The sequence below is a fragment of the Rhodothermales bacterium genome (genome assembly GCA_017643395.1).
In the GTDB taxonomy this organism is placed as follows: Bacteria; Bacteroidota; Rhodothermia; order Rhodothermales; family UBA10348; genus JABDJZ01.
The window spans coordinates 97938-123593 of the sequence record JAEPNP010000005.1 but is presented as its reverse complement, the minus strand read 5'-3'; the positions used below and the strand labels follow the sequence as shown (position 1 = coordinate 123593).

Sequence of the window (25656 nt, the reverse complement as noted above, 5' to 3'; positions counted from 1 at the left end):
AGACCGACGGTTGACGGTCCAAGGGCGGCACCAAGCGAGCCGGTCGGGGGCCCAGGCAGCCGGCACCCCGAGCCATGAACGCGATAATCCGCATCGAGCAGGTCAACCCGGACCTGGACCCCGGCGTGCAGGATGTGCTGAAGGCATCCCGCCTGATGGCGCTGGATACCACACGCGAAGACACGATTTCCCTGGCGGCCTCCATGCCGGAGAGTGGCGTGGTCGGTTGTGCGGCCGTGGAGAAATACGGCGAAAACGGCCTCCTGCGCAGCGTTGCCGTGCTTCCGGATCGTCGCGGACAGCATCTCGGCGAGTACCTGGTGACCGCGGCCGAAGCCGAGTCTGTCGAGGCCGGGATTGACGCGCTTTATCTTTTGACCGAAACGGCCGAAGCCTTCTTTGATCGGCTCGGCTACGACGTCGTAGATCGCACCGACGTGCCGGAGGCCGTGTTGGCCTCCGATCAGTTTGCCAAACTCTGCCCCTCCTCGGCGGTGGCCATGCGTCGCCGCCTCACTTCAGAAGACTGAACATGGCCAAGAACAAGGGCCGCCGTAAAAGCGGCCGCCAGGAACAACCCGAATTCCAGAACGGACCGTTGTGGGCCGCGGTCATTTTGGCGGCCGTTGGGCTGGCATTAGCGGCCTATTCGACCCAGTTGTCGTTCAAGATCAAGACGGCCGGCATCGTGGAAGCCAGCGGCTGTTCGATCAACGACTTCGTCAACTGTGACCTTGCCCATTCAAGCTCGTACGGCGAATTGATGGGAATACCGGTCGCCTGGTGGGGCTTCTTGTTCTACGCATTCGCCGGATTGTCCGCGCTTTGGGGCACGATGGCCAAGGATCGCAGAAACGCGGCCGGCTGGATCACGCTGTCGTTCATTCTGGCGATAGGCTCCGTGCTGTTCTCAGTGCTCAAGGGCTACCACCTGGTGCAGCTGGCCGTGGTATGCCTGGTGTGCATCGGCATGTACGCAGTGAATATCGGCCTCCTGTTCACGCTGCCCGTGGGCCTCGGCTACGGCCCGAGCCGCTGGGGCGCACTTATCAAAGGCTGGATTGCCGGCATCAAGGGGGACGAAAACGAGCTCAAGTTTGAGCCCAACCTCAAGCGCTGGGGCCTGCTGGCCGTGCTTGTTTTCGGCATCGGCTGGATCGGCATGAAGCGCCAGTCCGAGTCCGCCCAGGTGGTCGACCCGAACTGGGACGTGGACCTCGCGCTGACGGGGCATTTTCGGCAGACGCCGATCGATGTGCCTATCGACCCGAATGCCGCCGTGTGGGGCAATCCCGACGCGGATATCAAGATTGTCGAATTCGCCGATTTCCAGTGCCCCGCGTGCCGGGAAAGCGCATTTCACCTGCGCACGGCCCTGTTTGAGTACCGGGAAGACGTGGCCCTTTACTATATGAATTACCCGCTCGATGCCAACTTCAACCCGCGCATGCAGAGTCAGCTGCACGCGCAGGCCGGGCCGGCCGCCGTGGCGGCGGTGTGCGCGCAGGCTGAAGGAGACGCGGCGTTCTGGGAGTACCATGACGAACTCTTCCGGCAGCAGGTCCAGCTCGGCCCGGCGCTGTTTGAGTCGACAGCGGAGGACATGGGTTTTGACATGGAAGCGTTCCGGGCCTGCCAGGCCGATCCGGCTACCCGCGCCCGCGTGGTGTCGGATCTCGAGGCGGGGTTCAACTCAACCGTGAGCCAGACGCCGACCATCTTCATCAATGGTCGCAAGGCGTCGAACTACCGGAATACCGAGTTCATCCGCGCCGTCCTGGACCGCGAGCTGGAAGGGTAAAGCGGCTTTGACGCGACGGGCCGCCCGGCCGGCAGCGGCGGGGGGCGTCGAGCCCCGGGCCGGCAGCCGCGGCTGGTCCGCTACAGCACCACCAGCGTGCGCCGCGATTCGCCCAGCGTGACCAGGTAGAGCCCGGCGGGCAATCCCTGCACGCCGAGCGTGATCGTGTCCTGGTAGGAGGCGATCCGCTCATGGTGAATCCGCCGACCCAGCGCATCGAACACCGAAAGCATGCGTTCTGCAGGCACGGGCCTGAAGCGCAGGAATGCCTCGCCGTGCGCAGGTTGTGGCCAGATTTCGATCTCGGGCTGCTGAGGCAAACCGACCTCGGTTGCCAGGGCGACCCCGACGTCCTCGAAAACCAGTGTGCTCACCACGCCCCGAATCCAGTCTCCCAGTGGCTGCCGGTAGCCCCGGAAGGCAGCGAGTCTGATGGTGCTCGGATCGACCGGATCGACCGAAATGCCTGTGGCAAAGTCGTAGTACCCGTTCGGCGAGTCGTAGCTCACCCCGGATTCAAGCCGTCCGTCCGGAGCCAGCTTCAGAAGCACGAGATCGATCAGGTGGGGCTGCTGGTTCATCAGTTGCCCTGCCAGGTACACCCCACCGTGCGCGGTAGGAGCAATGCGGGGGCCGTGGCGAAAATTGCCGTCCGGCCCCGCGGCCTTGTACAGCGTGCCCGACCGGTATTCCCACAACCGCACGCCGTCCGCACCGTATTTCAGGACCACATGCTGGCGCAGGTCTGATCCGGAGAGTTCGTCCAGGGTGCCGCCGGCTATGAGGAGAGATCCGTCCGGCAGAACTACCAGGTCCGACGGTACGTCAATTTCTCCCTGCTCGGACCGGAAGCCGTCCTGCCAACGGATCGAGCCGTCCCGCTCGATGACAGCGAACCACCAGGTTCGCCGACCGCCGGGCAGAACGTGCGTGTAGGCCACGGCCAGTTCGCCCGACGGCCCGATCTGGGCTGCGGCCGGCTGGACAAAGAACGCGCCGAGGTCAATCCGGCGACTCCAGACCGCCTGGCCGGTGCGGTCCACGCCAACAATCACCGGGTCGCCGGCGGGGGCAACTCCCGGCATTGTGCTGAGCGCCCCGATCAGATAGTGGGTTCCGTCCGGCTGGCTGCGAACCAGCACCCGTTCCCACCCGCCCCAGACAGCATCGGGATGCTGCCAATACCATCGCACGGCACCCTGCTCATCGAACGCGAACAGGTTCAGCGGCGGGCCGGAGGCCACCGGCCCGTCCGGACCCCACTCCACGTCGTCCAATCGGCCGGCGAATCCGGGGTCATGCACCGTGACCCAGGACTCGTTGCCCTGCGCATCGGCCATGGAGAGCACGGGAACAGCCCAGGATTCGGAGCCCTGACTGATGTGGGTAGATCCCGCGGTAAGCACCCGGCCCTGAGCATCGACCGCTACGTCCCGAGGCTCGTTGCCGGCCCGCGGGCGGGACAGGGCGGTCCACGCCTCCACACCGGAAGGGGCGAATCGTGTTGTCATGAGGTCGGACTGCCAGTCCAGCCAACTTTGCGCGGTGACATATGTGCTGCCGTCGAGGCCAAACGTGGCCGCCATTGCGAAATCATTCGATTCGCCGCGGCCTCCAAGTGTGCGCTCCCAGCGCGTCGAGCCGGTCTCCGACAGGCGGTAAATGTGCAGGTCGTAGTCGGTGTCTTCCGCCCAGGTACGACCGGCCACCAGCACGTCACCGTCTACGGCGGCCACCCCATAGGCCTGGTCGTCGTCACCACGGTCGATGGTCCGACTCCAGATCTCGCTGCCGTCGTTCGCGGAGACCAGGGAGACTACCGTGTTCCACGTCGGGTCCGGCTCAGCCACATTGCCGACCATCAGAAACGACTGCGCATCATGAGGGCGGCAGGCCACCAGGCGTCGTGCGTTGGTGGTCGGGAGACTCCACACAAGAGAGCCGGCCGGGTCCAGCCGACGCGTCCACCAGCCCTCAGCCGCTGCCTGCGTGTATCCGCAGATGGTGACGCCGGCGTCGTCGATCAGCAAACCGACCGGTACATCGTCCAGGCCGGTCGCACCGCCGTAGCGATCCGTCCAGCGGAGTTGACCCTGCGCATCGAAGGCGTACGTGCGGGTGTCGAAGGCCCCTGGCGCCACGAAAGCCTTGCCGGTGGCAACCACGCCACCGTCCGGCAGAAAGCCGACAGCGTGGCCGACAGCCTCGTTGCGGCTGGCTACGCTGCGCAGGTCTTTCCAGCGCACGCCGCCCTCCCCATCGTAAACCAACGTGGCAAAATTGTGTCGGCTGATCGCTGTGGCGGGGTCGTGGCTCACCTGCGTCCCGGTGACCGCCACGGTGCCGGCAGGGGAGACCGCGATGCCCAGGCCTTCCCCGATTTCGGCGTCCTCCCGCATCACCCACTCGATCACGCCGGACGCGTCCAGCTTCAGGGTGAGCATGGCGATGTTGTTGCCCAGCCCGGGAGTGCGATGGGAGTATCCCGTGATGTACGTGTTGCCCTGCCCATCGACCGCCATGGCGTTGGGCACGTCGTAGCCCCGGTGCGGTCCGTCGTACCTGGTTTGCCAGCGCACCGTGCCGTCGAGCCCGTATTTGACGACCAGCAGGTCCAGCTGGGTGGCGGGATCCGATGTGATGCCGGCCACTACAAATCCGTCGGTCACGGCCCTGACCAGGAGCGCCAGATCATAGGCTTCTGCCGTGCCGTCGTGGCGGTGCGTCCACAATGGTGTGCCCGTGTGGCTGTAGGCCGCGACCCACCAGTCGAAGGAAGTGCCGGGCATTTCACCGGCGCCGACGGTCACGATCACATCGCCCGACACGGCAACGTCCGATGCCGAATCAATGCGGGACAGGTTTCCGCTCCCGGCGATATGCACGGATTTGAGAAACAGCGACGCGTGTTTCCCGGCCGCCAGCGGTGTAGTGCCGCCAGTGGGGGCAAACGGCAGCTGAAGGCCCGCCACCTCGGCGGGATCCGTCGGCAGGGTGAAAGCGGGTGGACGGACTCCGGGCCAATCGGGCCGGACCTGGCCGGGCGCGACCCCGGGCAGGGCGTGACCGAGAACGATCACGACGAGAAGCGAGAGGGTTCGGATGAACACCGTGGGTGGTCCGTGAGGACCGAATGAGATGGCGCCTTCAACAGTGCGGGTTCCGCCGGTTCCCAGGCCGATATTGCGGCGGAAAATTCGCAATTCCATGCCGCTGAACATCGAAATCAAGGCACGCTGTGCCGACCACGCTCCGCTCCGGGCCGCGTTGACCGCGCGAGGGGCACGACGGATCGGTCTGGACCGGCAAATCGACACCTACTTTCAGGCCCGGACCGGGAGAATGAAGCTCCGGGAGGGCACCATCGAAAACTCTCTGATCCACTACGAGCGGCCGGATCAGGAGGGCCCAAAGCGCTCGGAAGTCACGTTGGCGCGTGTCCCGGCGGACGCGGGTCTGGGCGATGTGCTCCGCGCCGGACTGAACGTGCTCGTAGTCGTGGACAAGGAGCGGGAGATCTGGTTCGCCGAAAACGTCAAAATCCACCTGGATGACGTGGTCGGACTCGGCCGGTTCGTGGAGATCGAGGCCATCGACCGTGATGGTTCCATCGGAGCCGACCGTCTTGAGGCCCAGTGCCGCGAGTTTATGGACGTGTTTGCCGTCCGACCCGAAGACCTGATTGACCGCAGCTACTCGGACATGCTGCTGTAGGCACGCAGCGAAGAGGCTGGCATTCAGCCCTGCACCGGGCGTATGCTTGCGTATCCCTCCAAACTCCCCCTGACATGACTTCCAAGCTGATCACCGAGTTCATCGGTACGTTCTTCCTCATGGCGACCATCATTCTGACGGTTGCATCGGGGTCTCTGCTCGCGCCCGTCGCCATCGGCAGCATGCTCATGGTGATGGTCTACATGGGCGGTCACATTTCCGGGGCACACTACAACCCCGCTGTATCGCTCGCCGCGTGGATGCGGGGGCTGATGACGCAGGGCGACATGATCAAGTACATCGCCGCCCAGATTCTGGCCGCCGTGGTGGCGAGCTTCGTGGCCATGCACCTTGCCGGGCAGTTGATCGTGCCCTCGCCGGCAGAAGGCCAGATGGTCGGCGCGCTGGTGGCGGAATTCCTGTTCACCTTTGCACTGGTGCTGGTCATTCTGAACGTGGCAGCTACCGACGAAACGGCGGGCAATTCGTACTTCGGCCTGGCCATCGGATTTACCGTCGCCGCGGGCGCATTTGCCGTAGGCGATATCTCGGGCGGTGCGTTCAACCCGGCCGTCGGCCTGGGTCCTGCGCTCACGGACGCAATCATGGGCGATGCCGGGCACCTTGCCGACGTGTGGCTGTATCTGGTCGGCCCGTTTGGCGGCGGCGCTGCCGGTGCCTGGGTGTATGGTCTCATGAACAAGCCAGCCAGCTGATCATCGACGAACTCCGGAAACTCGATCCCGCCATCCAGAAGGTCTGGCGGATCAAGCTGGCCCTGACCGGGATCGTGGCCTTCCTGATCGCGGCCGCCTACGACGTATCCAACCTGTTTGACGAGGAGGCCTTCCTGCCGCTGGGCATGGCGTCCATTGCCGCGCTGGTGGTCTTCGGCACCTCCACGGCCGTGACGCCGCGCCTGCGGTACCGGTTCTGGGCATTCCGGTTGGATGACCAGGAGCTCTTTCTGGAGCGTGGCATCCTCACCCGGGTGACGACCATTGTGCCGCTGAGGCGCGTGCAGCACATGGACGTCAGCCAGGACATCATCGAACGTGAATATGAACTGGGCAATCTGATCGTGCACACGGCCGGCACGCGGTCCAGCCAGGTGGTCCTGCCGGGGTTGCAGTTCGATGAGGCCCAGCAGCTCCGAGACCGGATCAAGCTCTACATAACTGACGAGCCGGTCTGATGGAGGATTCTGCCGCGCAGGACCGGATTGCGCCGGAATCCGCGTCCGGTGCTCCCGAGGAGGCGCCGGACGCGACCCCGCACCGGCTCCACCCCATGACCCTCGTTCAGAAGGTGCTTGTGGGAATTCCGGCACTGATTCTCATCCTCTTGCCGGCGATCCGTTCGAACGATGGGGGGGCGTGGTTCAACCTGGCGCTCGGTGCCATGTACGGCCTGCTGGTTTTTCCCTGGACCATCATTCGCTACGTGCGATTCCGGTACGGCATTTCGCCCGCGGAGATCGTGATCCGGTCCGGCGTCACCACGGTTACCCGCCGAAACATCCCGATTGACCGCGTCCAGAACATCGAGATCGAGCAGGGCATCCTGCAGCGTGTGACCGGTACGGCGAGGGTGAGCATCTTTACGGCCGGATCGCAGTCGGCCGAAGGGGTCCTGGATGTGGTCAGCCTGCAGGAGGCCCATCGCGTGCGGGAGACCGTGCAGCAATTCCAGAAGGCGGCCGCAGCCGGGGGGGCGGTCTCCGCCTCCCGGCGCACCGCGGCGTCCGCGGAGCCTGGCGCCGTTTCCGCCGAGCTCGGCGCGGTTTCGGCCGGGCCTGGTGCGTTTTCCGCCGAGGGTGGCGCGGCGGCTCGGTCGCAGAAAGCCCCGGGCGCGATTTTCGAATCAGTCGATCAGCCCGAGATCGAGCCCGTGTTTGAGATGGATATGCGCCGGGTCATCCTGTCCGGCGTTTTCCGCTTCTCGATGCTCTACATCGCGGTGTTCTTTTCCATTTTCCAGTACGTCGAACCGGATCCGGAGGCGATTTTCGACTGGTTCGCGGGTGGCAGATTCGAGGGGCTGGCTGAGGCAGCGGGGGAATCGCCCTTTATTGTCGGATTGTCGGTGCTTTTCCTTGCGGTGCTGTTTGCCTGGCTGAGCGGCATTCTGGTCAATCTGAATCGGTATTACGGATTCGTACTTCACGCCGAAGGCAACAAGCTGCACCACCGGCAGGGCCTGCTGTCCCGTCACACCGGCACGATTCCGCTGCGAAAAGTGCAGGCTTTCATTATCCGCACCAACCCGCTCATGCGCCGATTCGGCTGGTACCGGCTTGAGGTACAGACGATGGGCTTCGACGTCAAGGAGCGGGGGCACAAGGTGGCGGTGCCGTTCGGCAGAATGGACGACGTGATGCGCGCGGCAAATCGACTTCAGCAAGGCTTGCCGCACCCGGATCCGGGGGGCGTGCGTGTGCCCGAACTGTCTCCGGTCTCCAGGCTCACGATTCGCCGCGGATTTGTGCGATATGCCGTCGCCATTGTGACATTGGCCGGCGGAATCGGCTATTTCTGGCGACCCGGACTGTGGTTGCTGTCGATGTTGCCGCTGGCGCTGGTCTGGGCCGTGCTGCGGTACCGGGGACTCGGGTACGGGGAAGACGAGCGCTGGCTGTACTTCCGCAAGGGGGTGGTCCGGCAGCACACGTGGTTGTTGCCTCTTGAGCGCAGCCAGGTCTTCTATCGCAGCGCCTCGTTGTTTCAGCGCCGGCTGGGGCTGGCGTCCGTTTATGTCGATGCCGCCGGGGCCAGTGCGATGCGTCCGGCGGAAGGCATCGATCTGCCGGCCGGTGCCGCCAAGGAATTGGTCGATCGCGCCTACGCACGCTTTCAGCACATTGTAACCCAGCCTGAGCCGTCCTGACTCTTGAGGCGCCCGGACGCGCGGCCTCACCCTGCGGCCCGGCGTCGTCGTGTGGCGCCCAACAGCTGTCGCCGGAGGGAGCGGGCGGGACGAACGCCTAGGCCTCGGCGGCCGCCCGGCTACGCTCCCGCATCGACGCCACACCCAGGTACAGCACTACGGGGATGGTCTTGCGCATCGCCGGTCCCTGTACGTCCAGCGCGGTCCAACCGATGGACAGGGTCCAGGCCGCCGGACCGATCCACGTGACCCACCACGGAAGGCGACCCACAAGGAATGAGAACAGTCGCGCCGTCAGCTGGCGGCCGATGATCTTGGCAATCGTGCCGAAGATGATCGTTTTGATGAGCCCTTCGACGATCACGAGGTTGAAGGTCTCGATCAGGATGGGCAACGCGAATTTGGCGCCGGAACGCGCGATGAACGCCTGGGCCTTCTCGCGCTCGACGCCCAGGTCCTCCAGCATCTTCTGCTGCTCATCCGGACTGAGCTCGGAGAACTTTTGCGTGGCATAGGCCTGAGCCAGTTCCTCCACACGTTCCCTGTCCGTGCCCAGTTTGGGCTTGTCGACTTTCAGCGCCTTCGCCACGTCGTTGACGATCTCGCCGAAGGCAGCCCCGGGTTCCTGACCGGTTGCAAACCGGAACGCCCACATGATGTCGGAACTGCCCAGATAGCGCACGTGCTCCTCGAACGCGGTGCAAAACGCCTCGCGGTGCTCAGGCGTGTCGTCGGCCTCAACGGCATCCACCAGTCGTCGCAGCCGCGTATCATCAGCGAAGTTGAAGTTGCTCTCGACGACTCCCACGAGGAAGCGGTAATCGGCGGGGTCCAGCACATTCAGGACGTCCTGCATGCAAAAAAGGCGTTTTTCACCAATGATCAGCGAGGAATAGTACGTCAGCCTTATCGCCTTGTTACGGCGGTTTACTAACTTCGGCGCCCCAAAACGCAAACTGCGCCCATGACCGATACCCGCCAGAGCGGCCTACTGCTGCACATTACTTCGCTGCCCGGTCCGTACGGAATCGGTGATCTGGGCGCAGAAGCCTATCGGTTTGCAGATTTTCTGGCGGAGGCGGGCCAGACCATCTGGCAGGTGCTCCCGGTGGTTCCTACCGGCTACGGCGAATCACCATACGCGAGCCCTTCCACGTTTGCCGGCAACCCGAACCTGATCAGTCCGGACCTGCTCCGGGAAGATGGCCTTTTGTCCGAGGCGGATCTGTCCGATGTGCCGGATTTCCCGGAGGGCCACGTCGATTTCGCGGCGGCCATCGCCTTCAAGAAGACCCTGCTGACGAACGCCTACGAGGCATTTGTCGCAGGAGGATCGCGCATTCCCCGGGGCGATTACGAGGTCTACTGCCGCCGTCATCAGAACTGGCTGGATGCCTACGCGCTGTTTGACACGATCAAGGACGCACACGAGCAGGTGGAGTGGACTGCGTGGCCTCGCGAGCTTGCGATGCGTGAAGATGCCGCTATCGGTGCGTTCATTGAGGCAAATCGCGCGCAGATCGACATGCGCCGGTTCTGGCAGTTCCTCTTTGACCGCCAGTGGAGCAACCTCAAACGCTACTGCAACGAGCGGAAGATCCGCATTTTCGGCGATCTTCCGATCTACGTGGCACAGGATTCCGCCGATGTCTGGTCCAGCCCTGAGCTCTTCCACCTCGACGAGAACGGCAACGCCACCGTCGTGGCCGGCGTGCCGCCGGACTACTTCTCGGAGACCGGCCAGCGCTGGGGCAACCCCATCTACCGATGGGACCGCATGGAGCACAGCGGTTTCGACTGGTGGAAGCGTCGCATGGCCCGCATTCTGGAACAGGTGGACCTTGTGCGCCTGGATCACTTCCGAGGTTTTGAGGCCTTCTGGGAGGTCCCGGCCTCCGAGCCAACCGCCATCAACGGCCGATGGGTTCGGGGGCCCGGTGCCGAACTCTTTCACGCGCTGACCGAGCACCTCGGACCGCTGCCCGTGGTGGCTGAAAACCTGGGCGTCATTACGGACGGAGTCACCAACCTCATGAAGCGGTTCGGCTACCCCGGCATGGCCATCCTGGAGTTTGCCTTCGATGCCGGCCCGGACAACAGCTTCCTGCCGCACAACTATTCCACGGATCTGGTCGCCTATACAGGCACGCACGACAACGATACCTTCGTCGGTTGGTGGACCAATACGCAGAGCACCCAGGATGCTGAGGTCACGCAGCGCGCATTGACCTATGCCCGCGAATACCTGGAAGTGTCGGATGACACCGAGGTCCACTGGAGGGCGATCCGAGCGCTAATGGCGTCGGTTGCAGCCATGGTTGTGACGCCCATGCAGGATGTGCTCGGCGTCGGCAGTGAAGGTCGCCTCAATACGCCGGGCGTTGCCGCGGGCAACTGGGGCTGGCGCATGCCGGGCGATGCGGTCACGGCCGATCTGACCCGGCGCATCAAGACCCTGACGAGCGTGTACGGCCGGAACTAGGCGTCCGGCGCATCGCACCGGCCAGCGTGTACGGCCGGAACTAGGAGTCCGGAGCGCTGACCGCTTTCAGCACGGTCACGCTGATCCGCGGCAGGATCATGGCATCCCCGGGCGCCCAGGTGCTCGCTTCTACCGTGCCTGTTGACTGCAGGGCGACTTCCCAGTGCCCCTGGAGCTCGGTCTGCTCAGGCGGCATGACGAACGTCGCGGCGGAGTCGGACGCGTTGTAGAGCACCAAAAAGGAGTCGTCCAGCACGGCCGAGCCGTCCGGATTGCGGTCCTCGATTACATCGCCACGCAGGAGCATGCCGAGTGTGCGGGCATGGGCGACCCGCCAATCGTCCGGGAGCATCATGCGGCCCTTCGGGTGCCACCACGTGACGTCCCGCAAGCCGGAGTCGTTCGGCTGGCCCGATAAAAAACGGTGCCGCCGAAAATTCGGATGCAATGCCCTGAAGTCGATCACCTTGGTCACGAACTCGAGCAGGTCCGGGTCGGCCTTGCTCCAGTCGTACCAACTGAGCGCATTGTCCTGGCAATAGGCGTTGTTGTTGCCGAGCTGCGTGCGCCATAGTTCGTCGCCTCCGAGCAGCATCGGCACACCCTGTGAGAGGAAGAGCGTCGTCAGCAGCGCGCGTACCCGGGCTTCGCGGCAAGCCAGCACGTCCTTGTTCCAGGAGTCGCCTTCGTGGCCACAGTTCGTGGAGAAGTTGGCGTTGTTGCCGTCCCGGTTGTTTTCGCCATTGGCTTCATTGTGCTTGCGCTCGTAGGAGACGAGGTCGCGCAGCGTAAAGCCGTCGTGCGCGGTAACGAAGTTGATGGAGGCGAAGGGGCGGCGACCGGAGTTGTTGTACAGGTCACTCGAACCCGATACGCGGGTGGCAAATTCGCCGAGCACCCCCGTGTCGCCTCGCCAGAAGCGTCGCACCGTGTCCCTGTAGGCGGCGTTCCATTCGGTCCACAACCACGGGAATCCGCCCACCTGGTACCCGCCCGGTCCCACATCCCAGGGCTCCGCGATCAATTTGACCTGGCTGAGGACCGGATCCTGCTGCACGACCTTGAAAAAGGCCGATAACATGTTGACCTCGTAGAGGTCGCGCGCGAGGCTGGAGGCGAGGTCGAATCGGAATCCGTCGACGTGCATCTCCTGCACCCAGTAGCGCAGCGAGTCGGTGATCAGCTGCAGGACATGCGGATTGCCCGCGTCCAGCGTGTTGCCGGTTCCGGTATAGTCCAGGAGGTACCGCGGGTTGCTCGGGTTTTCCTTGTAGTAGGCGCGATTGTCGATGCCCCGGAAGCTGACGGTCGGGCCCATACGGGATCCTTCGCCCGTGTGGTTGTACACCACATCGATGATGACTTCGAGGCCCTCGCGATGCAGCGCATGCACCATGGCCTTGAACTCGTTTACCGCGTTCTCCGGGTCCGCCGCGTAGGTCGGCTCCGGACTGAAGTAGTTCAGCGTGCCATAGCCCCAGTAGTTCGTCAGCCCGTGGTCATTGAGATGCGCTTCAACGGCCTTGGCGTGCACGGGCAATAGCTGGACCGTGGTCACGCCGATGCGCTGGAAGTGCCGGATAACCGACTCATGGGCCAGCCCTTTGAACGTGCCGCGCAGCTCCTCGGGCACGGCCGGATTGAGTTTGCTCAGGCCCTTTACATGCGTCTCGTAGATGACGGTCTGCTCCCACGGAATGCCGGGGGGCGCATCGTCCCCCCAGTCGTAGCCGTTCTCGCAGACCATGCCGAGCGGGGCGTAGGCGGCGGAGTCGCGCGGGTTGAAGGAAGCGTCTCCGTCGGGGGCGTCGCGCTTGTAGCCGAAGATCGAATCATGCATCTGCATGGGGCGGCCGATCTTGCGCGCATAGGGGTCCAGCAGCACCTTGTTCGAGTTGAACCGATGCCCTTTTTCGGGCTGGTACGGGCCGTGCACGCGGTACCCGTAAAGCAGACCCGGACCCAGGTCGGGCAGGTATCCGTGCCACACGGGACCGGTGCGCTCGGGCAAACTCACGGTGGCGTACGGTTCCGACGACCCGGTGTCCCGGAAGAGCACCAGTTCCACTTCCTCAGCATGCTGGGAGTAGATGGCAAAATTGACTCCGGAGCCGTCAAATGTGGCGCCCAGCGGATACGGCTTACCTGGCCGCGGCTGGGGTATGGGTTCTAACATGCAGGAGGTGCTGGAAGCGCGCGCGAATATAGAGGCGATATTGCCTCAAGCGGTCGGTTTTGTTTTGCAAATCTGCCGGCGGACGCGGTTTTTGCACGACCGACCGACAACACCAGTCCCAAAGCACACATCATGCCCTGGCTGACGAGTGAGGATATTTCGCGCTGGGAGCGCGGCATTCATTTTGACTGCTATCGAAAGCTGGGCGCGCACCCGAACCGGGTCGGTACCTGGTTTGCTGTCTGGGCGCCGTCGGCGGAATCGATCGCGGTGATCGGGGATTTTAACGGTTGGGACCCGTCGGCGAATCCGTTGAACCCCGTAGGCGGGGGACTTTGGGAGGGCTACATCCGCGGCGCAAAGACCGGTCAGCATTACAAATACCGGGTCCGGCGAGGTGACTTTGTCGTAGACAAAACCGATCCGTACGCCCGGTCCCTGGAGGCGCCGGCCCCGAATGGCAACGCCCTGGTCGGCATGTCCTCCATCATTGCCTCGAGTGACTACGCGTGGGGCGATTCCTCCTGGATGGCCTCGCGGCGGGGCCCCGAAACGATGCATGAGCCGGTGTCGATTTATGAGGTGCACCTGGGTTCGTGGAAGCGCGGGCCCGACGGTAATTCCCTGTCCTACCGGGAGGTCGCCGAGCCATTGGCGGACCATCTGGAAGACATGGGCTTCACCCATGTGGAGCTGATGCCCGTGCAGGAGCACCCGTACTACCCGTCCTGGGGCTACCAGGTGGTGGGGTACTACGCGCCAACCTATCGATACGGCACGGCCGACGATTTCCGGTATTTGGTGGATTACCTGCACCAAAGAGGATTTGGAGTCATTCTGGACTGGGTGCCGGCGCACTTCGCCACCGACCCGCAGGGACTCGCCTATTTCGACGGGTCCGCGCTGTATGAGCACTGGGATCCGGTGATGCGTCATCACCCCGACTGGGGCACGCTGGTCTTCGACTACGGCAAGGCGGGCGTTCGCAACTTCCTGATAGCGAACGCTTGCTACTGGCTGGACGAGTTCCACATCGACGGGCTGCGATTCGACGCCGTGGCTTCCATGTTGTATCGCGACTACTCGCGCGACAACTGGACGCCCAATCAATTTGGAGGCCGCGAAAACCTGGAGGCCATCGACTTCCTGAAGCGCACCAATGAAGAGGTGTACTCGCGTTTTCCGTCAGTCATGATGATTGCGGAGGAGTCCACCGCGTGGCCCGGTGTTTCCGCGCCCACGTACGATGGCGGGCTCGGCTTCCTCTACAAATGGAACATGGGCTGGATGCATGACACGCTCGAGTTCATGCGTCAGGACCCCATCAATCGGAAGTACCACTTCAACAGCCTGACATTCCCGCTGGTCTATGCCTACTCGGAGCACTACGCCTTGACACTGTCGCACGATGAGGTCGTGCACGGGAAGGGCTCGCTCTGGAACAAGATGCCCGGGGATTCCTGGCAACAGGCGGCAAACCTGCGCCTGATGTATGCGCACATGTGGGGGCACCCCGGCAAGAAGCTGCTCTTCATGGGCTCCGAGTTCGGACAAGTCCGCGAGTGGAGTCACGACCGCGAAATCGACTGGTTTCTGGCGCAGGATTCCCTACACGCCGGGGTGCGCGATTTCCTGCGGGAGCTCAATGCGCTCTACAAGGCGGAGCCCGCGTTGGCCAACGAGGAGGGAGGTGGATTCGAATGGATCGACCTGTCAGACTGGGAGCGCTGTGTGGTGTCGTACCGACGCAAACCGCGGACCCCGGCCCCTGAGCCCGAACCGGAGAAGGGCCGGAAAAAGAAGCGCAAGAAGAAGGAGAGACCGGTGCCTGAACTGGCGTTCGTGCTCAACTTCACGCCGATGCCCCGTTCGGACTACGGTGTGCATTTGCCCGAGGGTGAATGGGAGCTTGTGCTGAACTCGGACGATGTTCGGTTTGGGGGCAGCGGTGTGTCCCCGGGCACCGTGGTGGTTTCGAAGGTGCACGGCACGACTTCGGTGGAGGTCGCAGCGGTCCAGGATGCGAACGCTGGACAAGAGGCGGCCGTGGCGTCTGACGCGCCGGTGGCTGCAGAGAAGCCGTACGCCCTGTTGACCCTGCCGCCCCTCGGCGCGCTGATTCTCCGGCAGAAGGTGTAGGGCGGTCGTTGCTCCGCGCGGCTAGCTCAGGTGATAGACGTCCTTCAGACCGGACAGAATCTCATCCAGCGAGCCCTCAACCCCCAGGGCCTTCAGGCTGATCTCTTCGGACTCCATGCGACGAAGGAACTGCGCCATGTCGCTCTGGACGATCTCGGGGGGAGGTTGCTCAGACTTTCGGACAATCTGGAACAGGCGGAAAACATCGTTCTTGTGTTTCTTGATGCTCTTGCTGTCGACCTGCTCGCCAGCCTCTTTTCGCGCGCTCAAATCCAGCCATGCACGCGCCTTGAGGGGGATCAGGTGGGATGCGCCGATCACGGGTAGTCCTTCCGTCTCAATCCGGCCGGCTCGGACGAAGTTGTAGTAGGTCTGGTCCATGAGAATTGCCGACAGGCTGGAGACCTCCTCCGCCATGGGCAGAGGGGTCAGTGTGCCCCCGGAGGCGACGTCGATTGAGTCGGGCTCCCGAGAAAAAAGCTCCAGCATGAAGGGATACTCTGTCTTCACCGGCTTGACGAACCGGTAGAACTGCCTGCCACCACTCGACTTTTCTCTCTGCTGGTATTCTCCCGCACGGACGAAATCCCAGAAGGCACTGACAAACGTGGCGTCCAGCGCTTCCACCCACAGGACGATGTCCAGATCTTTGGTGGCCCGGAAATCGAGGCCGGCCGCAGTCATCTCGATGTCGCACGCAGTTCCGCCAATCAATACAAAGCGGTCGGTGTACGGGCGGAAATGCTCTCGAAAGAGGTCAAGCCCCCTTACCATGCTACTTGCTCCAGGAGTTCATCCAGAGCGGCGGTCACGCGCTCGTCTTCGCTGTCCCGGAGGCTCAGGAACAGGGATAGATGGTCCACGCATTCCCGATGGGAAATCACCGACGGTGAGTAAGACCATACTTCTATGGTAATAGCATCGGGGTCCTGTTGCGGGATGGACGTTGTGTCTAGACTGACTCGCACTTTTTGCCAGGCTTCTTGACTCAACGCCCTTGTTGGCCGACGCGGGTGAGCCATCATTGTGTACTCGGCGAGGGCGGATAAACCGGCAATAGGGGCAGCATCCAGCGCCGAGTTTCGCTGTATGACTGACCGCCTCTTGATGGGGCTTCGCAGGTAGGAGAGAGCCAACTGCCAGGTCTCTCCCGGGGGGGCAATCAAACCTAGTGGGCGCGTTCTTCCATGCGATTGACTAATCGCCAGTTTGGCTGCCTCAAGTTCGTCAAACGCCCGCGTCATGGTCATCGGAGAGTAACCGAGAGTGATTCCAGCTTGCTTGGGAGTGATCCGGGAGTCGGTCCGATGAAGCAGCATGTGAATCAACAGCACCTGCGCGGAAGGACTGAGGCGCGCAGGCTCGGGGCGCGAGCGTCTGAAGTGCTCTCGAAAGTCGATGCCGATGGTCGGCAGATACATCTGGTTTCCCGGAACCACGAAGGGCAGGCCCTGCTTGACCATCCGGCTGCGGTTGTACGCGGAGACCCGACGGGGAACGTACACGACTCCGTCGATGCCTTCTTCGTTTGCCCTCATCTGACTTATGTGCTTCCGAATGACTGACGGAGCGCGCTCTTCGTCGGCATCATCGAAGACGAACAGGAGTTTGGCGCCAAGCACTTCGGCCACGCCATAATCGTAGGCGTGCCGCAGAAAATGTGGCAGCGACCGTCTCCACGGGTGCATCTCCAAGGAGGCGCCGAGGGCTTCCTCAAAGTACACAGTCAGTCTCTTGGGCAGGTCTTCCACTCTTCAGGCAGAAAATATTAACAGTGCAAGTGCACAATAACACTGATAATGTTAATGTGCAAAAACACTGTTACTCCGCCTCATAAAGAGGTCACGTCACCTGACCTTCAGGAATCCCCCAACCGCCTCCAGCCACTCGTCCGGCTGCTCGATGAACGGGAAGTGCCCCGCATCCGGAACGAGCACGATTTCCGCATTCGGCAACGCCTCCAGAAGCGCTACACCACCAATCGTCGCCGCCGGCTCTTCCTCACCGTAGACGAGCAGCGTCGGCGCCTCGAATGAGCCCAGCGCGTCGTGGAAGTCGTACGCCATCATCTCCGCAAACAGCGCCCCAAATCGGCTGCTTCGGTCGGCATAGTCGTCCGGGAAATACATGCTCAGCCCGTGCATTCGGGCGGTATCGGCAAACTGCACCCGGAATGACACGCGCATGAGCTGATCAATCGCCGCCGGATCGAACCTGGAAAACGCAGGGGTGGCCATGATGGCCTGCCGCTCTGCTCGATCCGCATCGGACGCCCGCGCCGCGAGCTCAGCCTCTTCCTCCATCCACAGCACCCGGCTCCCGGCCATCGGGTTGGACAAGACCAACGACCTGAGCCGTTCCGGATAGGCCATCGCATAGCGCATTGCCAGATGGCCACCCCACGAGTGCCCGATGACGTGAATCTGCTCGACGCCCTCATCTGCCCTGAGCGCATCCATGTCCTGGAGCAGCAGCGCCATGGACACGCCGCCCACCGAGTCGACCGGGGTGCGTCCGCTCATGCGCTGGTCATAGAATACCAGCCGGAAATCGTCAGCAAGCGGGGTGAGATGCGGCAGGAAATAGCCGTGCTCCATGAGCGGGCCGCCGTGCACCACCAGAACCGGCGCTCCTGAGCCCATCTCTCGCACAAACAACTGAGTCCCATTCACCTCCCGGACCCCTTGCTCGTCGCTCGCGGCCGGGCCACAGCCGGCTGCGGCCAGCGCCAGTACCAACACAACAAGCGAGCGCATCACGATTCTCCAAACAGGGTGAGAGCCAACCGGCGCGGTACCCCGCGGTCCCGGTGCTCGCATAAATACACACCTTGCCACGTCCCAAGCCACAATCGACCATCCCGGACGGGAATGGTCAGCTCGAATCCCATCAGCGAGCCCTTGATGTGGGCCGGCATGTCGTCTGGGCCCTCAAGCGTGTGACGGTAGTAGGGCGCATTTTCCGGCACCATGCGATTGAAGTGCTGCTCGAAGTCGTGGCGTACGTCCGGGTCCGCATTTTCGTTCAGCGTCAGCGATGCCGACGTGTGCAGGATGTGCACATGCAGCAGTCCCGCTCGCACGCCGGAAAGCTCCGGGAGTGCCGCGACCACATCGCCCGTGACCAGGTGGAAGCCCCGCGGCCGCGCGGTCAGCCTCAGCTCACGCTGCAGCCACACTACTGATCAGCCCTGAGGGCCACGTCGATCCAGACGGGGAAGTGGTCACTGGTTACCGGCGCGTCGGCTGCCGGCCGATAGACGCCGCCGCCAACCACATCAAGGCCCGCCGAGGGCAGGGCATAGTCCACCCGCAGGCCCCAGCGCGCCGTATCGTCCGGATCCAGATCCGGATAGGCGGCAACGCCCGCCTCATCGGCGACCGGCACAAAGTCGCCGTTCACGCGCGGATTGGACAAGAGCCAGGTGCCGATGGGATCATCCACGGATGAGCCCTCGTCCGGATCGGCGTTCAAGTCGCCCATGATGACGAATTCGGCGTCTGCGGCAAGTCCGCCGCGGGTCTCCGCATCGTCCATCATGTGCTCGTGCCCATCGATGTAGGCGCCCCAGAATCGGATTTCGTCATGGTTGCGCAGCTTGTTGCGCATCTCGTCGCCATCAAACGCGGCCGGAGTGGGGTGGGAGGCCAGGACATGCACAATCTGCCCGTCCGGCAGTCGCACGGGCACATCCCAGTGGCTCTTGGACGACAGGGGGAAGCGCATCCAGACCTCGTCCGGGTACCAGAACTCCCCGGTGGCAGGATCTACCGGCCGCCGCGCATCGGGAAGAGCAGCCCACGGATAGCGGCGGAACGTCCTCGCCTGATCCGCCAGCAGTTCGATGCGGTCGGTGCGGACCAGGAGGCCCATGGCATACTGGCCGGGGAAGGTGCCGAAGCCCCAGGAGTCGTCTCCGTATGCCCGTCCCCCTGGAGTCTGGGAAGCCGGTGTGCCGTCGGCCGCGGCCGAGGGGGGCTCCGGATAGGTGGTTACCGCCTCACCATTGCGGTTCAGGTCGAAGCCGCTGTTGATACCCGTATTGGACGGGGCCATGAACGCCGTGTATTCGATGCCCTGCAGCGTCGGCCCTTGCGGTCGTGCCAGGAAGTTGGCCGCGAATCGCTCGGCGTTCAGGCCGAAGGACTCTCCGTCGACATATCCGGGTGCGCCCGGCATGTCGTACGCGATTTCGTTTACCAGCACCACGTCCGGCTTCAACTCCTGGATCTGGGCGGCCAGGGCCTTGAGGCGCGGATGTTCCAGATTGCGCAGGTCATCTGTGCGGATGTCCTCGATGTTGATGGACGCAAAACGCACGGTTTCCGGCTCGGAGGCCGGGGCACAGGCGGCAAGAGCCACCACGAGGAGCAGAAGCAGTCGTCTCACGGGAGTCCGATCAGTTTGTGGGTCTGGAGGCTGAGCCGCCAGTGGGGGTGGGCCAGACAATACGCCACAGCCGCCAGCGTGTTGGCTTCACGCTCGGGGCCGTCCATCGGTTGCAGCGAGAAATGGTCAAAGGACAGGTCGGCGAACTGATCCGGTGACAGTCCCTCCTGGGGAAAGACCAGTTTCAACTCGTTGCCTCGGCGCACCATGAGCGGCGCACCCGCCTTGGGCGACACGCAGAGCCAGTCGATGCCCGAGGGGACCGGCAGCGTTCCGTTGGTTTCCACGGCCACATGAAAGCCCCGGGCCCGGAAAGCACCGAGCAGATCCGCATCGAGCTGCAGCAGCGGTTCGCCGCCTGTGCAGACCACGAACGGACGCGCCGGCCATGGCAGGTCGCGCGCGGCAGGCGCAGCCACAGGAATCATCTCCGGCGCATCGCGGCGGTCCCAAATGGCTGAGACCGCATCGGCCAGGGAGGAGGCGGTCTCGTAGCGGCCACCTCCAGGACCGTCGGTGCCGAAGAAATCCGTGTCGCAGAACTGACACGTGGCGTGCTCGCGATCCTCTTCGCGTCCCGACCACAGATTGCACCCGGAGAAGCGCAGAAACACTGCCGGCCGACCGGTGTGCACCCCCTCGCCCTGGAGGGTGTAGTAGATCTCTTTGACGGCGTAGGGCATGCAGACAGGAATGGAGGCCGGGACCGGCCGTGGCCCGACCAGTTAAAGGTAGTCGCCTACAATGAAGACCCCGGGCATTACGCTCCCGAAGACCCGTGCAAAGTCTGTGGAGTTTGACTCCGGTGCCCGAAAAGCTGAACCAATCTTTAATTTGCTGAATTCGGGTACTGGCATGCGGGTCGTGGGATAGGCTCGCCGACCGCCCCTCGGGGTAGTGACCCTACAAAAAGTCCGAACAGTTCCATGCATATCGCCGTCGTCGGCACCGGTTACGTAGGCCTCGTAACCGGGACATGTTTTGCCGACACCGGCTTCCGAGTCACCTGTGTTGACATCGATGAAGCCAAGGTCCGCCAGCTTCGCCAGGGGAAACCCACCATCTATGAAGCGGGCCTGGAAGGTCTCCTGCAGCGCTCGGTCCGCGAGCATCGCCTGACGTTCACCACCAGCCTGCCGGATGCCGCGGACTCCGCGGACGTGCTGTTCCTGGCCCTGCCGACGCCCCCGGGCGCCGACGGCTCCGCCGATCTCAGCTACGTGCTCAAGGTGGCTGACGACCTCGGTGAGTACTGGGCCGCCCAGCCCACCAAGCGCTATCGCGTAGTCGTCAACAAGTCCACGGTGCCGGTAGGCACGGCCGATCTGGTACGCGAGGCGCTCGAGAAGCATGGCCTCACGGCAGGAGACGACTTCGACGTGGTCTCGAACCCCGAATTCCTTCGCGAGGGCGTCGCCGTCACCGACTTCATGAAGCCCGAGCGCGTGGTGGTCGGCACATCCAGCGAGCGGGCCGCCGAAATCATGCGTTCCATCTACGAGCCGTTTGTGCGTCAGGGCAACCCGATCCTGATCATGGACGAGCGCTCGTCAGAGATGACCAAGTACGCGGCCAACTCCTTCCTGGCCATGAAGGTCAGCTTCATCAACGAGGTGGCGAACCTGTGCGAGTATCTGGGTGCCAACGTGGACGAGGTTCGCGTCGGCATTGGCCTCGACAGCCGGGTAGGCAACAAGTTTCTCTACCCCGGGCTCGGATTCGGCGGTTCCTGCTTCCCGAAGGACGTGCAGGCACTCAAACTCACGTCGGAGCAGAACGGCTACTTCTTCGAGACGCTGAATGCGGTGCTCAACGTGAATGCCCGTCAGCACGACAAGCTGCCCAACTGGATCACCGAGCGCTTCGGCGACGATCTGACCGGCAAACGCCTTGCGGTGTGGGGGCTGGCCTTCAAGGCCAAGACGGACGACATCCGCGAGAGCCCGGCGCTGGCCGTCGTGCGCAAGCTGCTGGCCAAAGGTGCCACGATCCGCGCGTTCGATCCGGAGGCCATCGCCAATACAAAACGCGAACTCGGCGATCAGATCGAGTACGCCACCAACATGTACGATGCCCTTGAGGGTGCCGATGCGCTGGTCATCTGCACCGAGTGGCACGAATTCCGTCGTCCGGACTGGGATCGCATCTCCGCCGGTCTCAAGAACAAGGTGATATTCGACGGTCGCAATCTGTACAAGCCGCACCGTGTGGCCGAACTCGGGTTCGACTACCTGTCGGTGGGTCGCCCGCACATGATCGCTGAATCCGCATGAGCAAAGTCGCACTCATCACAGGCGTCACCGGGCAGGACGGCGCGTACCTCTCCGAACTGCTGCTCGGGAAGGGCTATGAGGTCCATGGTATCAAGCGCCGCTCGAGCCAGTTCAATACGCAGCGCGTGGATCACCTCTATCAGGATCCGCACGAGCAGGACGTCAAGTTCCACCTGCACTACGGGGACCTGACGGACTCGACGAACCTGATCCGGATCGTACAGGAGACGCAGCCGGACGAGATCTACAATCTGGGCGCGCAGAGTCACGTGCAGGTGTCGTTCGATACGCCGGAGTACACGGCTCAGTCGGACGCCATCGGGGTGCTTCGGCTGCTGGAAGCCATCCGCATCCTGGGCCTCACCGACAAGACGCGGTTCTACCAGGCGTCCACGTCGGAGCTGTACGGCAAGGTGCAGGAGATACCGCAGAGGGAGACGACGCCGTTCTACCCGCGTTCGCCCTACGGTGCCGCCAAGCTGTACGGCTACTGGATTACCGTGAACTACCGGGAGTCCTACGGCATGTTTGCCTGCAACGGCGTGCTCTTTAACCATGAGAGCCCGCGTCGCGGCGAAACGTTCGTGACCCGCAAAATCACGCGGGCTGCAGCGCGCATCTCGGAGGGTCTCGAAGACAAGCTCTACCTCGGCAACCTCAACGCCAAGCGCGACTGGGGCCACGCCAAGGACTACGTGGAAGGCATGTGGCGCATGCTCCAGCAGCCGGAGCCGGACGACTTCGTGCTGGCCACCGGCAGGACGGAAACGGTGCGCGACTTTGTGCTCATGGCTTTCAAGGCCGCGGGCATGACCATCGAATTTCGCGGCGAAGGCGAGCAGGAACGCGGCTATGACGCGGCCACCGGGCGGGAGATCGTGTCCATCGATCCTCGCTACTACCGTCCGGCAGAGGTGGAGCTGCTGGTGGGCGATGCCTCCAAGGCCAAACGCATCCTTGGCTGGGAGCCGACCTACACGCTGGAAACCATGACCGCCGAAATGGTGGAACACGACCTCGCGCAGGCGCGCGCCGAGAAGGCATGAACCTGACCGACAAGGGGTCCCGGATATACGTCGCCGGGCACCGCGGTCTCGTCGGCGGGGCGGTGCAGCGAGCGCTCGAGGCTGAGGGCTTTTCCGAGGTCATCGCCCGGACCTCTGCCGAACTGGATCTTCGGCAGTCCGATGCGGTGCAGCGCTTCTTTGAGGCCGAGATGCCGGAATACGTGGTGGTCGCCGCCGCGAAGGTCGGCGGCATCCTGGCCAACGACACCTACCCGGCGGACTTCCTGTACGACAATCTGGCGATCCAGACCAACGTCATTCGAAGTGCCTTCGAGTCCGGTGTCAAAAGGCTGGTCTTCCTCGGCTCGACCTGCATTTACCCGAAGATGGCGCCGCAGCCGCTGAAGGAGGAGTACCTGCTGACGGCGCCGCTCGAGCCCACGAACGAGTGGTACGCCATCGCCAAGATTGCCGGTGTCAAGTACTGCGAGGCCCTGCGCAAGCAGCACGGTGCAGATTTCGTCAGTCTGATGCCGACGAACCTGTACGGCCCCGGCGACAATTTCGACCTCAAGACCAGCCACGTGCTGCCGGCCCTGATCCGCAAGTTCCACGAAGCTCGCGAGACCGGTGGGCCGGTGGTGCTCTGGGGCACCGGCACGCCACGCCGGGAGTTTCTCTATGTGGATGATGTGGCCTCTGCCGTGCTGCACGTGTTGCGCACGCCGGAAGAGGAGTTGCACGCCGCAGCGCCGGGCGGATTGCTGAACATCGGTGTCGGCGACGACATCGAGATCCGCGAGCTGGCTTCGCTGATTGCGGACGTGGTGGGCTACGAGGGCGAGATCGAGCACGATCTCACGAAGCCGGACGGCACGCCGCGCAAGCTCGTGCATGTCGGTCGCCTGCACGCGTTGGGCTGGAAGGCGCGGGTGGGGCTTCGCGAGGGCGTGGAGCGCACGTACCGCTGGTTTCTGGAGAACGAAGCGTAGCTCCAGTCTACACGCCCAGTCGTACAGAACAGACCGGCACGGCCGCCAAACTGGCCGACGCGGGTGTACTTTTGGCGCCATGAGAACGCTGGTATCGTTCGTGCTCGTCATGGTGGCCGCTCCCGTGGCTCCCGCCGCTGCGCAGATGCGCCTCGTCCACACCGAGCCTGGCCCGCTCGGCACGGCCTTCTCAGAAGTTCGGCTGACATTCAACGCCGTGCTGGATTCGGTGGCCGCTGACAGGATCCGCATGATCGGCTGGCACTCGGGGTACCGTGCGTTCGATGCCGGAATTGACGGCGAGACGCTGGTTCTAAGTCCCGCAGAGCCGTTTTCGGCGGGAGAGCGCGTCCGGGTGGCGATTGCCTCGTACGCCCTGCACGGTGCAGAGGCCCAGCCTCATCCGCTGGAATTCCGGTTTCAGGCTCCAGTGCGGGTGGGCCCCCTGGAGTTCTCGCTCATTTCGGAGTGGACGCTGTTTGCAGCGGATCCGGGTCTGGTCACCGACGAGCTGCGCATCGTCGAAATCACACAGGACGGCAGACCGGACCTGATCATCACCAACAGGGCCGGTCGATGGATCGTTCAGCCGGAATCGGGGGAGGCCGCCATCATTGCGGACAGGCTTCGGAGCGTACTCCGCTCCACCGACACGCCGTTCTCTTTGGTAGAAGCGGGCACTACCCCGATTCCGCTGTTCATGTGGGACAGGGGCCCCGCGCTGGAGCTCCTGACCGCACCCGGCCAGCAGGTTCGCGGGGAGATACACGCGACGCCCCTGGTTGCGCAGGAGTTTTTTGACGCGCTTGACCTTGACGGAGATGGCTTGGATGAGCTGATCATGGCCGACCCGGCCCGTGAGGGCTACATCATGACACTGAGTACGAGTCAGGCCGGGCTGCGCGTGGATACGCTCTACAAGGCAGACCACTTGCTGCCACTGCACGCGCTTGATGTTGACGGCGATGGGGTCTCCGAACTCGTGCAGAGTCCCGGCGCCTCGATTCGGCAGCAGTTCGCAAGCGGTTGGGAGCCGCGCGGATCGTTCCTCCGCACAATCACCCCGAGTCCATGGGAGAAAGTACCGGCGGATCTCAATCAGGACGGGATTGCGGACCTTTTTGGGTGGGGTCGTGAGCGCACGTACTCACTTTTCGGATCTCGAACGGGGCTTTCGATCGCTCCCAACGGGTTTCTGGAGGGGCCAGGTATCGACATGCCCGAGTGGCCGACCGGGGCAGCAATAGGTGACCTGGATGGCGACGGCGACATGGATGCCGTTCTGTCCATGTATCGGCTGGGGCATATCTGGGTTCTCGAGAATGACGGCTCCGGCGGATGGACGGTCGCGCAGGTCCTTCAGATGCCGAGTCCGGGTCGGCGCATGGACATGGATCTGGCCGACGTGAACGGTGACGGCCGGTTGAATCTGGTCGTCTCGATCTGGAAGCGGCTCTACATCTACGGTACGGCGGACGCCACGGCGGTCGCATCCGCCGAGCTTCCTGCTGAGGAGATGTTGGCGGCCTGGCCGAACCCGTTCGTCAACAAGCTCACCGTAGACGCAGTCTCTTCGGTGGACGTGTATGACCTGCTCGGACGCCGCGTGGCATCGTTCCAGCCGCCGTCGTGGGACGGAACGCTGCTCTCCGGAGCGCGAGCCCCGGCGGGGTTGTACGTGCTGAAATCCAACGGTCAGAGCCGGGTCGTGGTAAAGCGGTGAGGTGGCGCGGGCAACTCTCCACTCTCCGATGGGCTCTGTGTGCACTGGTCATTGGGCTGTGTGGGCCTGCGCAG

21 protein-coding genes are annotated in these 25656 nt (G+C 63.4%); 12 read left to right on the top strand and 9 right to left on the bottom strand.

Annotation, left to right across the window (positions count from 1 at the left end; translation table 11 throughout):
- Nucleotides 1-74: 74 nt before the first annotated feature.
- Together JJ896_15065 and JJ896_15060 are read left to right on the top strand one after the other, a co-directional pair.
- Nucleotides 75-530, top strand: a complete 456-nt coding sequence (locus JJ896_15065; protein ID MBO6780973.1) for a GNAT family N-acetyltransferase — start codon at nucleotides 75-77, stop codon at nucleotides 528-530.
- A 2-nt stretch (nucleotides 531-532) separates the two neighbouring features.
- Nucleotides 533-1801, top strand: a complete 1269-nt coding sequence (locus JJ896_15060) for a thioredoxin domain-containing protein (protein ID MBO6780972.1) — start codon at nucleotides 533-535, stop codon at nucleotides 1799-1801.
- A gap of 80 nt (nucleotides 1802-1881) precedes the next feature.
- On the opposite strand, the gene JJ896_15055 is transcribed toward JJ896_15060, so the two are convergent.
- On the bottom strand, nucleotides 1882-4911 hold the full coding sequence (locus JJ896_15055) for a hypothetical protein (protein ID MBO6780971.1): 3030 nt from the start codon (nucleotides 4909-4911) through the stop codon (nucleotides 1882-1884).
- A 97-nt stretch (nucleotides 4912-5008) separates the two neighbouring features.
- Between JJ896_15055 and JJ896_15050 the strand changes: the two genes are divergently transcribed.
- From JJ896_15050 to JJ896_15035, 4 genes are all read left to right on the top strand, one after another.
- Entirely contained in the window at nucleotides 5009-5515 is a 507-nt protein-coding gene (locus JJ896_15050) for a class IV adenylate cyclase (protein MBO6780970.1), read from the top strand.
- A 74-nt stretch (nucleotides 5516-5589) separates the two neighbouring features.
- Entirely contained in the window at nucleotides 5590-6231 is a 642-nt protein-coding gene (locus JJ896_15045) for an aquaporin (protein ID MBO6780969.1), read from the top strand.
- A gap of 74 nt (nucleotides 6232-6305) precedes the next feature.
- Nucleotides 6306-6710, top strand: a complete 405-nt coding sequence (locus JJ896_15040) for a PH domain-containing protein (GenBank protein ID MBO6780968.1) — start codon at nucleotides 6306-6308, stop codon at nucleotides 6708-6710.
- A complete protein-coding gene (locus JJ896_15035) occupies nucleotides 6710-8401 on the top strand; it encodes a PH domain-containing protein (GenBank protein MBO6780967.1) in 1692 nt (563 codons plus the stop codon). Before JJ896_15040 ends, JJ896_15035 begins: the two co-directional genes overlap by 1 nt.
- Nucleotides 8402-8498: 97 nt before the next feature.
- Here JJ896_15035 and JJ896_15030 read toward each other — a convergent pair whose 3' ends face one another.
- Entirely contained in the window at nucleotides 8499-9257 is a 759-nt protein-coding gene (locus tag JJ896_15030) for a hypothetical protein (protein MBO6780966.1), read from the bottom strand.
- Nucleotides 9258-9365: 108 nt separating this feature from the next.
- Between JJ896_15030 and malQ the strand changes: the two genes are divergently transcribed.
- Nucleotides 9366-10883 (top strand): 4-alpha-glucanotransferase, encoded by a 1518-nt coding sequence (gene malQ, locus JJ896_15025; GenBank protein ID MBO6780965.1) that lies wholly within the window; start codon nucleotides 9366-9368, stop codon nucleotides 10881-10883.
- Nucleotides 10884-10923: 40 nt separating this feature from the next.
- Here malQ and glgX read toward each other — a convergent pair whose 3' ends face one another.
- Nucleotides 10924-13059, bottom strand: coding sequence for a glycogen debranching protein GlgX (gene glgX / locus JJ896_15020; protein ID MBO6780964.1), 2136 nt, complete (start codon nucleotides 13057-13059; stop codon nucleotides 10924-10926).
- A gap of 132 nt (nucleotides 13060-13191) precedes the next feature.
- Between glgX and glgB the strand changes: the two genes are divergently transcribed.
- Nucleotides 13192-15198, top strand: a complete 2007-nt coding sequence (glgB, locus tag JJ896_15015) for a 1,4-alpha-glucan branching protein GlgB (protein ID MBO6780963.1) — start codon at nucleotides 13192-13194, stop codon at nucleotides 15196-15198.
- Between the two features lie 21 nt (nucleotides 15199-15219).
- On the opposite strand, the gene JJ896_15010 is transcribed toward glgB, so the two are convergent.
- The 6 genes from JJ896_15010 to queE all read right to left on the bottom strand — a co-directional run bounded on the left by JJ896_15010 (nucleotide 15220) and on the right by queE (nucleotide 20270).
- On the bottom strand, nucleotides 15220-15972 hold the full coding sequence (locus JJ896_15010) for a nucleotidyl transferase AbiEii/AbiGii toxin family protein (protein ID MBO6780962.1): 753 nt from the start codon (nucleotides 15970-15972) through the stop codon (nucleotides 15220-15222).
- Nucleotides 15966-16949, bottom strand: coding sequence for a hypothetical protein (locus JJ896_15005; protein MBO6780961.1), 984 nt, complete (start codon nucleotides 16947-16949; stop codon nucleotides 15966-15968). The genes JJ896_15010 and JJ896_15005 overlap by 7 nt, the downstream gene beginning before the upstream one ends.
- A 96-nt stretch (nucleotides 16950-17045) precedes the next feature.
- Nucleotides 17046-17957 (bottom strand): alpha/beta hydrolase, encoded by a 912-nt coding sequence (locus JJ896_15000; protein MBO6780960.1) that lies wholly within the window; start codon nucleotides 17955-17957, stop codon nucleotides 17046-17048.
- A complete protein-coding gene (locus JJ896_14995) occupies nucleotides 17954-18376 on the bottom strand; it encodes a YjbQ family protein (GenBank protein ID MBO6780959.1) in 423 nt (140 codons plus the stop codon). Before JJ896_14995 ends, JJ896_15000 begins: the two co-directional genes overlap by 4 nt.
- Entirely contained in the window at nucleotides 18376-19587 is a 1212-nt protein-coding gene (locus JJ896_14990; GenBank protein MBO6780958.1) for an endonuclease/exonuclease/phosphatase family protein, read from the bottom strand. The genes JJ896_14995 and JJ896_14990 overlap by 1 nt, the downstream gene beginning before the upstream one ends.
- Nucleotides 19584-20270: a 7-carboxy-7-deazaguanine synthase gene (gene queE / locus JJ896_14985; protein ID MBO6780957.1), complete on the bottom strand. Its 687-nt coding sequence runs from the start codon at nucleotides 20268-20270 to the stop codon at nucleotides 19584-19586. The genes JJ896_14990 and queE overlap by 4 nt, the downstream gene beginning before the upstream one ends.
- A 243-nt stretch (nucleotides 20271-20513) precedes the next feature.
- Between queE and JJ896_14980 the strand changes: the two genes are divergently transcribed.
- The 4 genes from JJ896_14980 (at nucleotide 20514) to JJ896_14965 (ending at nucleotide 25582) form a co-directional block, all read left to right on the top strand.
- Nucleotides 20514-21860 carry a UDP-glucose/GDP-mannose dehydrogenase family protein gene (locus JJ896_14980; protein MBO6780956.1) on the top strand — a complete coding sequence of 449 codons (1347 nt, stop codon included), beginning with the start codon at nucleotides 20514-20516 and terminating at the stop codon, nucleotides 21858-21860.
- On the top strand, nucleotides 21857-22906 hold the full coding sequence (gmd, locus tag JJ896_14975) for a GDP-mannose 4,6-dehydratase (GenBank protein MBO6780955.1): 1050 nt from the start codon (nucleotides 21857-21859) through the stop codon (nucleotides 22904-22906). The genes JJ896_14980 and gmd overlap by 4 nt, the downstream gene beginning before the upstream one ends.
- The gene (locus JJ896_14970) at nucleotides 22903-23859 is read left to right on the top strand and encodes a GDP-L-fucose synthase (protein ID MBO6780954.1); all 957 of its coding nucleotides are present in this window, start codon (nucleotides 22903-22905) and stop codon (nucleotides 23857-23859) included. The genes gmd and JJ896_14970 overlap by 4 nt, the downstream gene beginning before the upstream one ends.
- A 79-nt stretch (nucleotides 23860-23938) precedes the next feature.
- Complete coding sequence (locus JJ896_14965; protein MBO6780953.1) at nucleotides 23939-25582, top strand: T9SS type A sorting domain-containing protein; 1644 nt, start codon at nucleotides 23939-23941, stop codon at nucleotides 25580-25582.
- The last annotated feature ends 74 nt before the right edge of the window (nucleotides 25583-25656 follow it).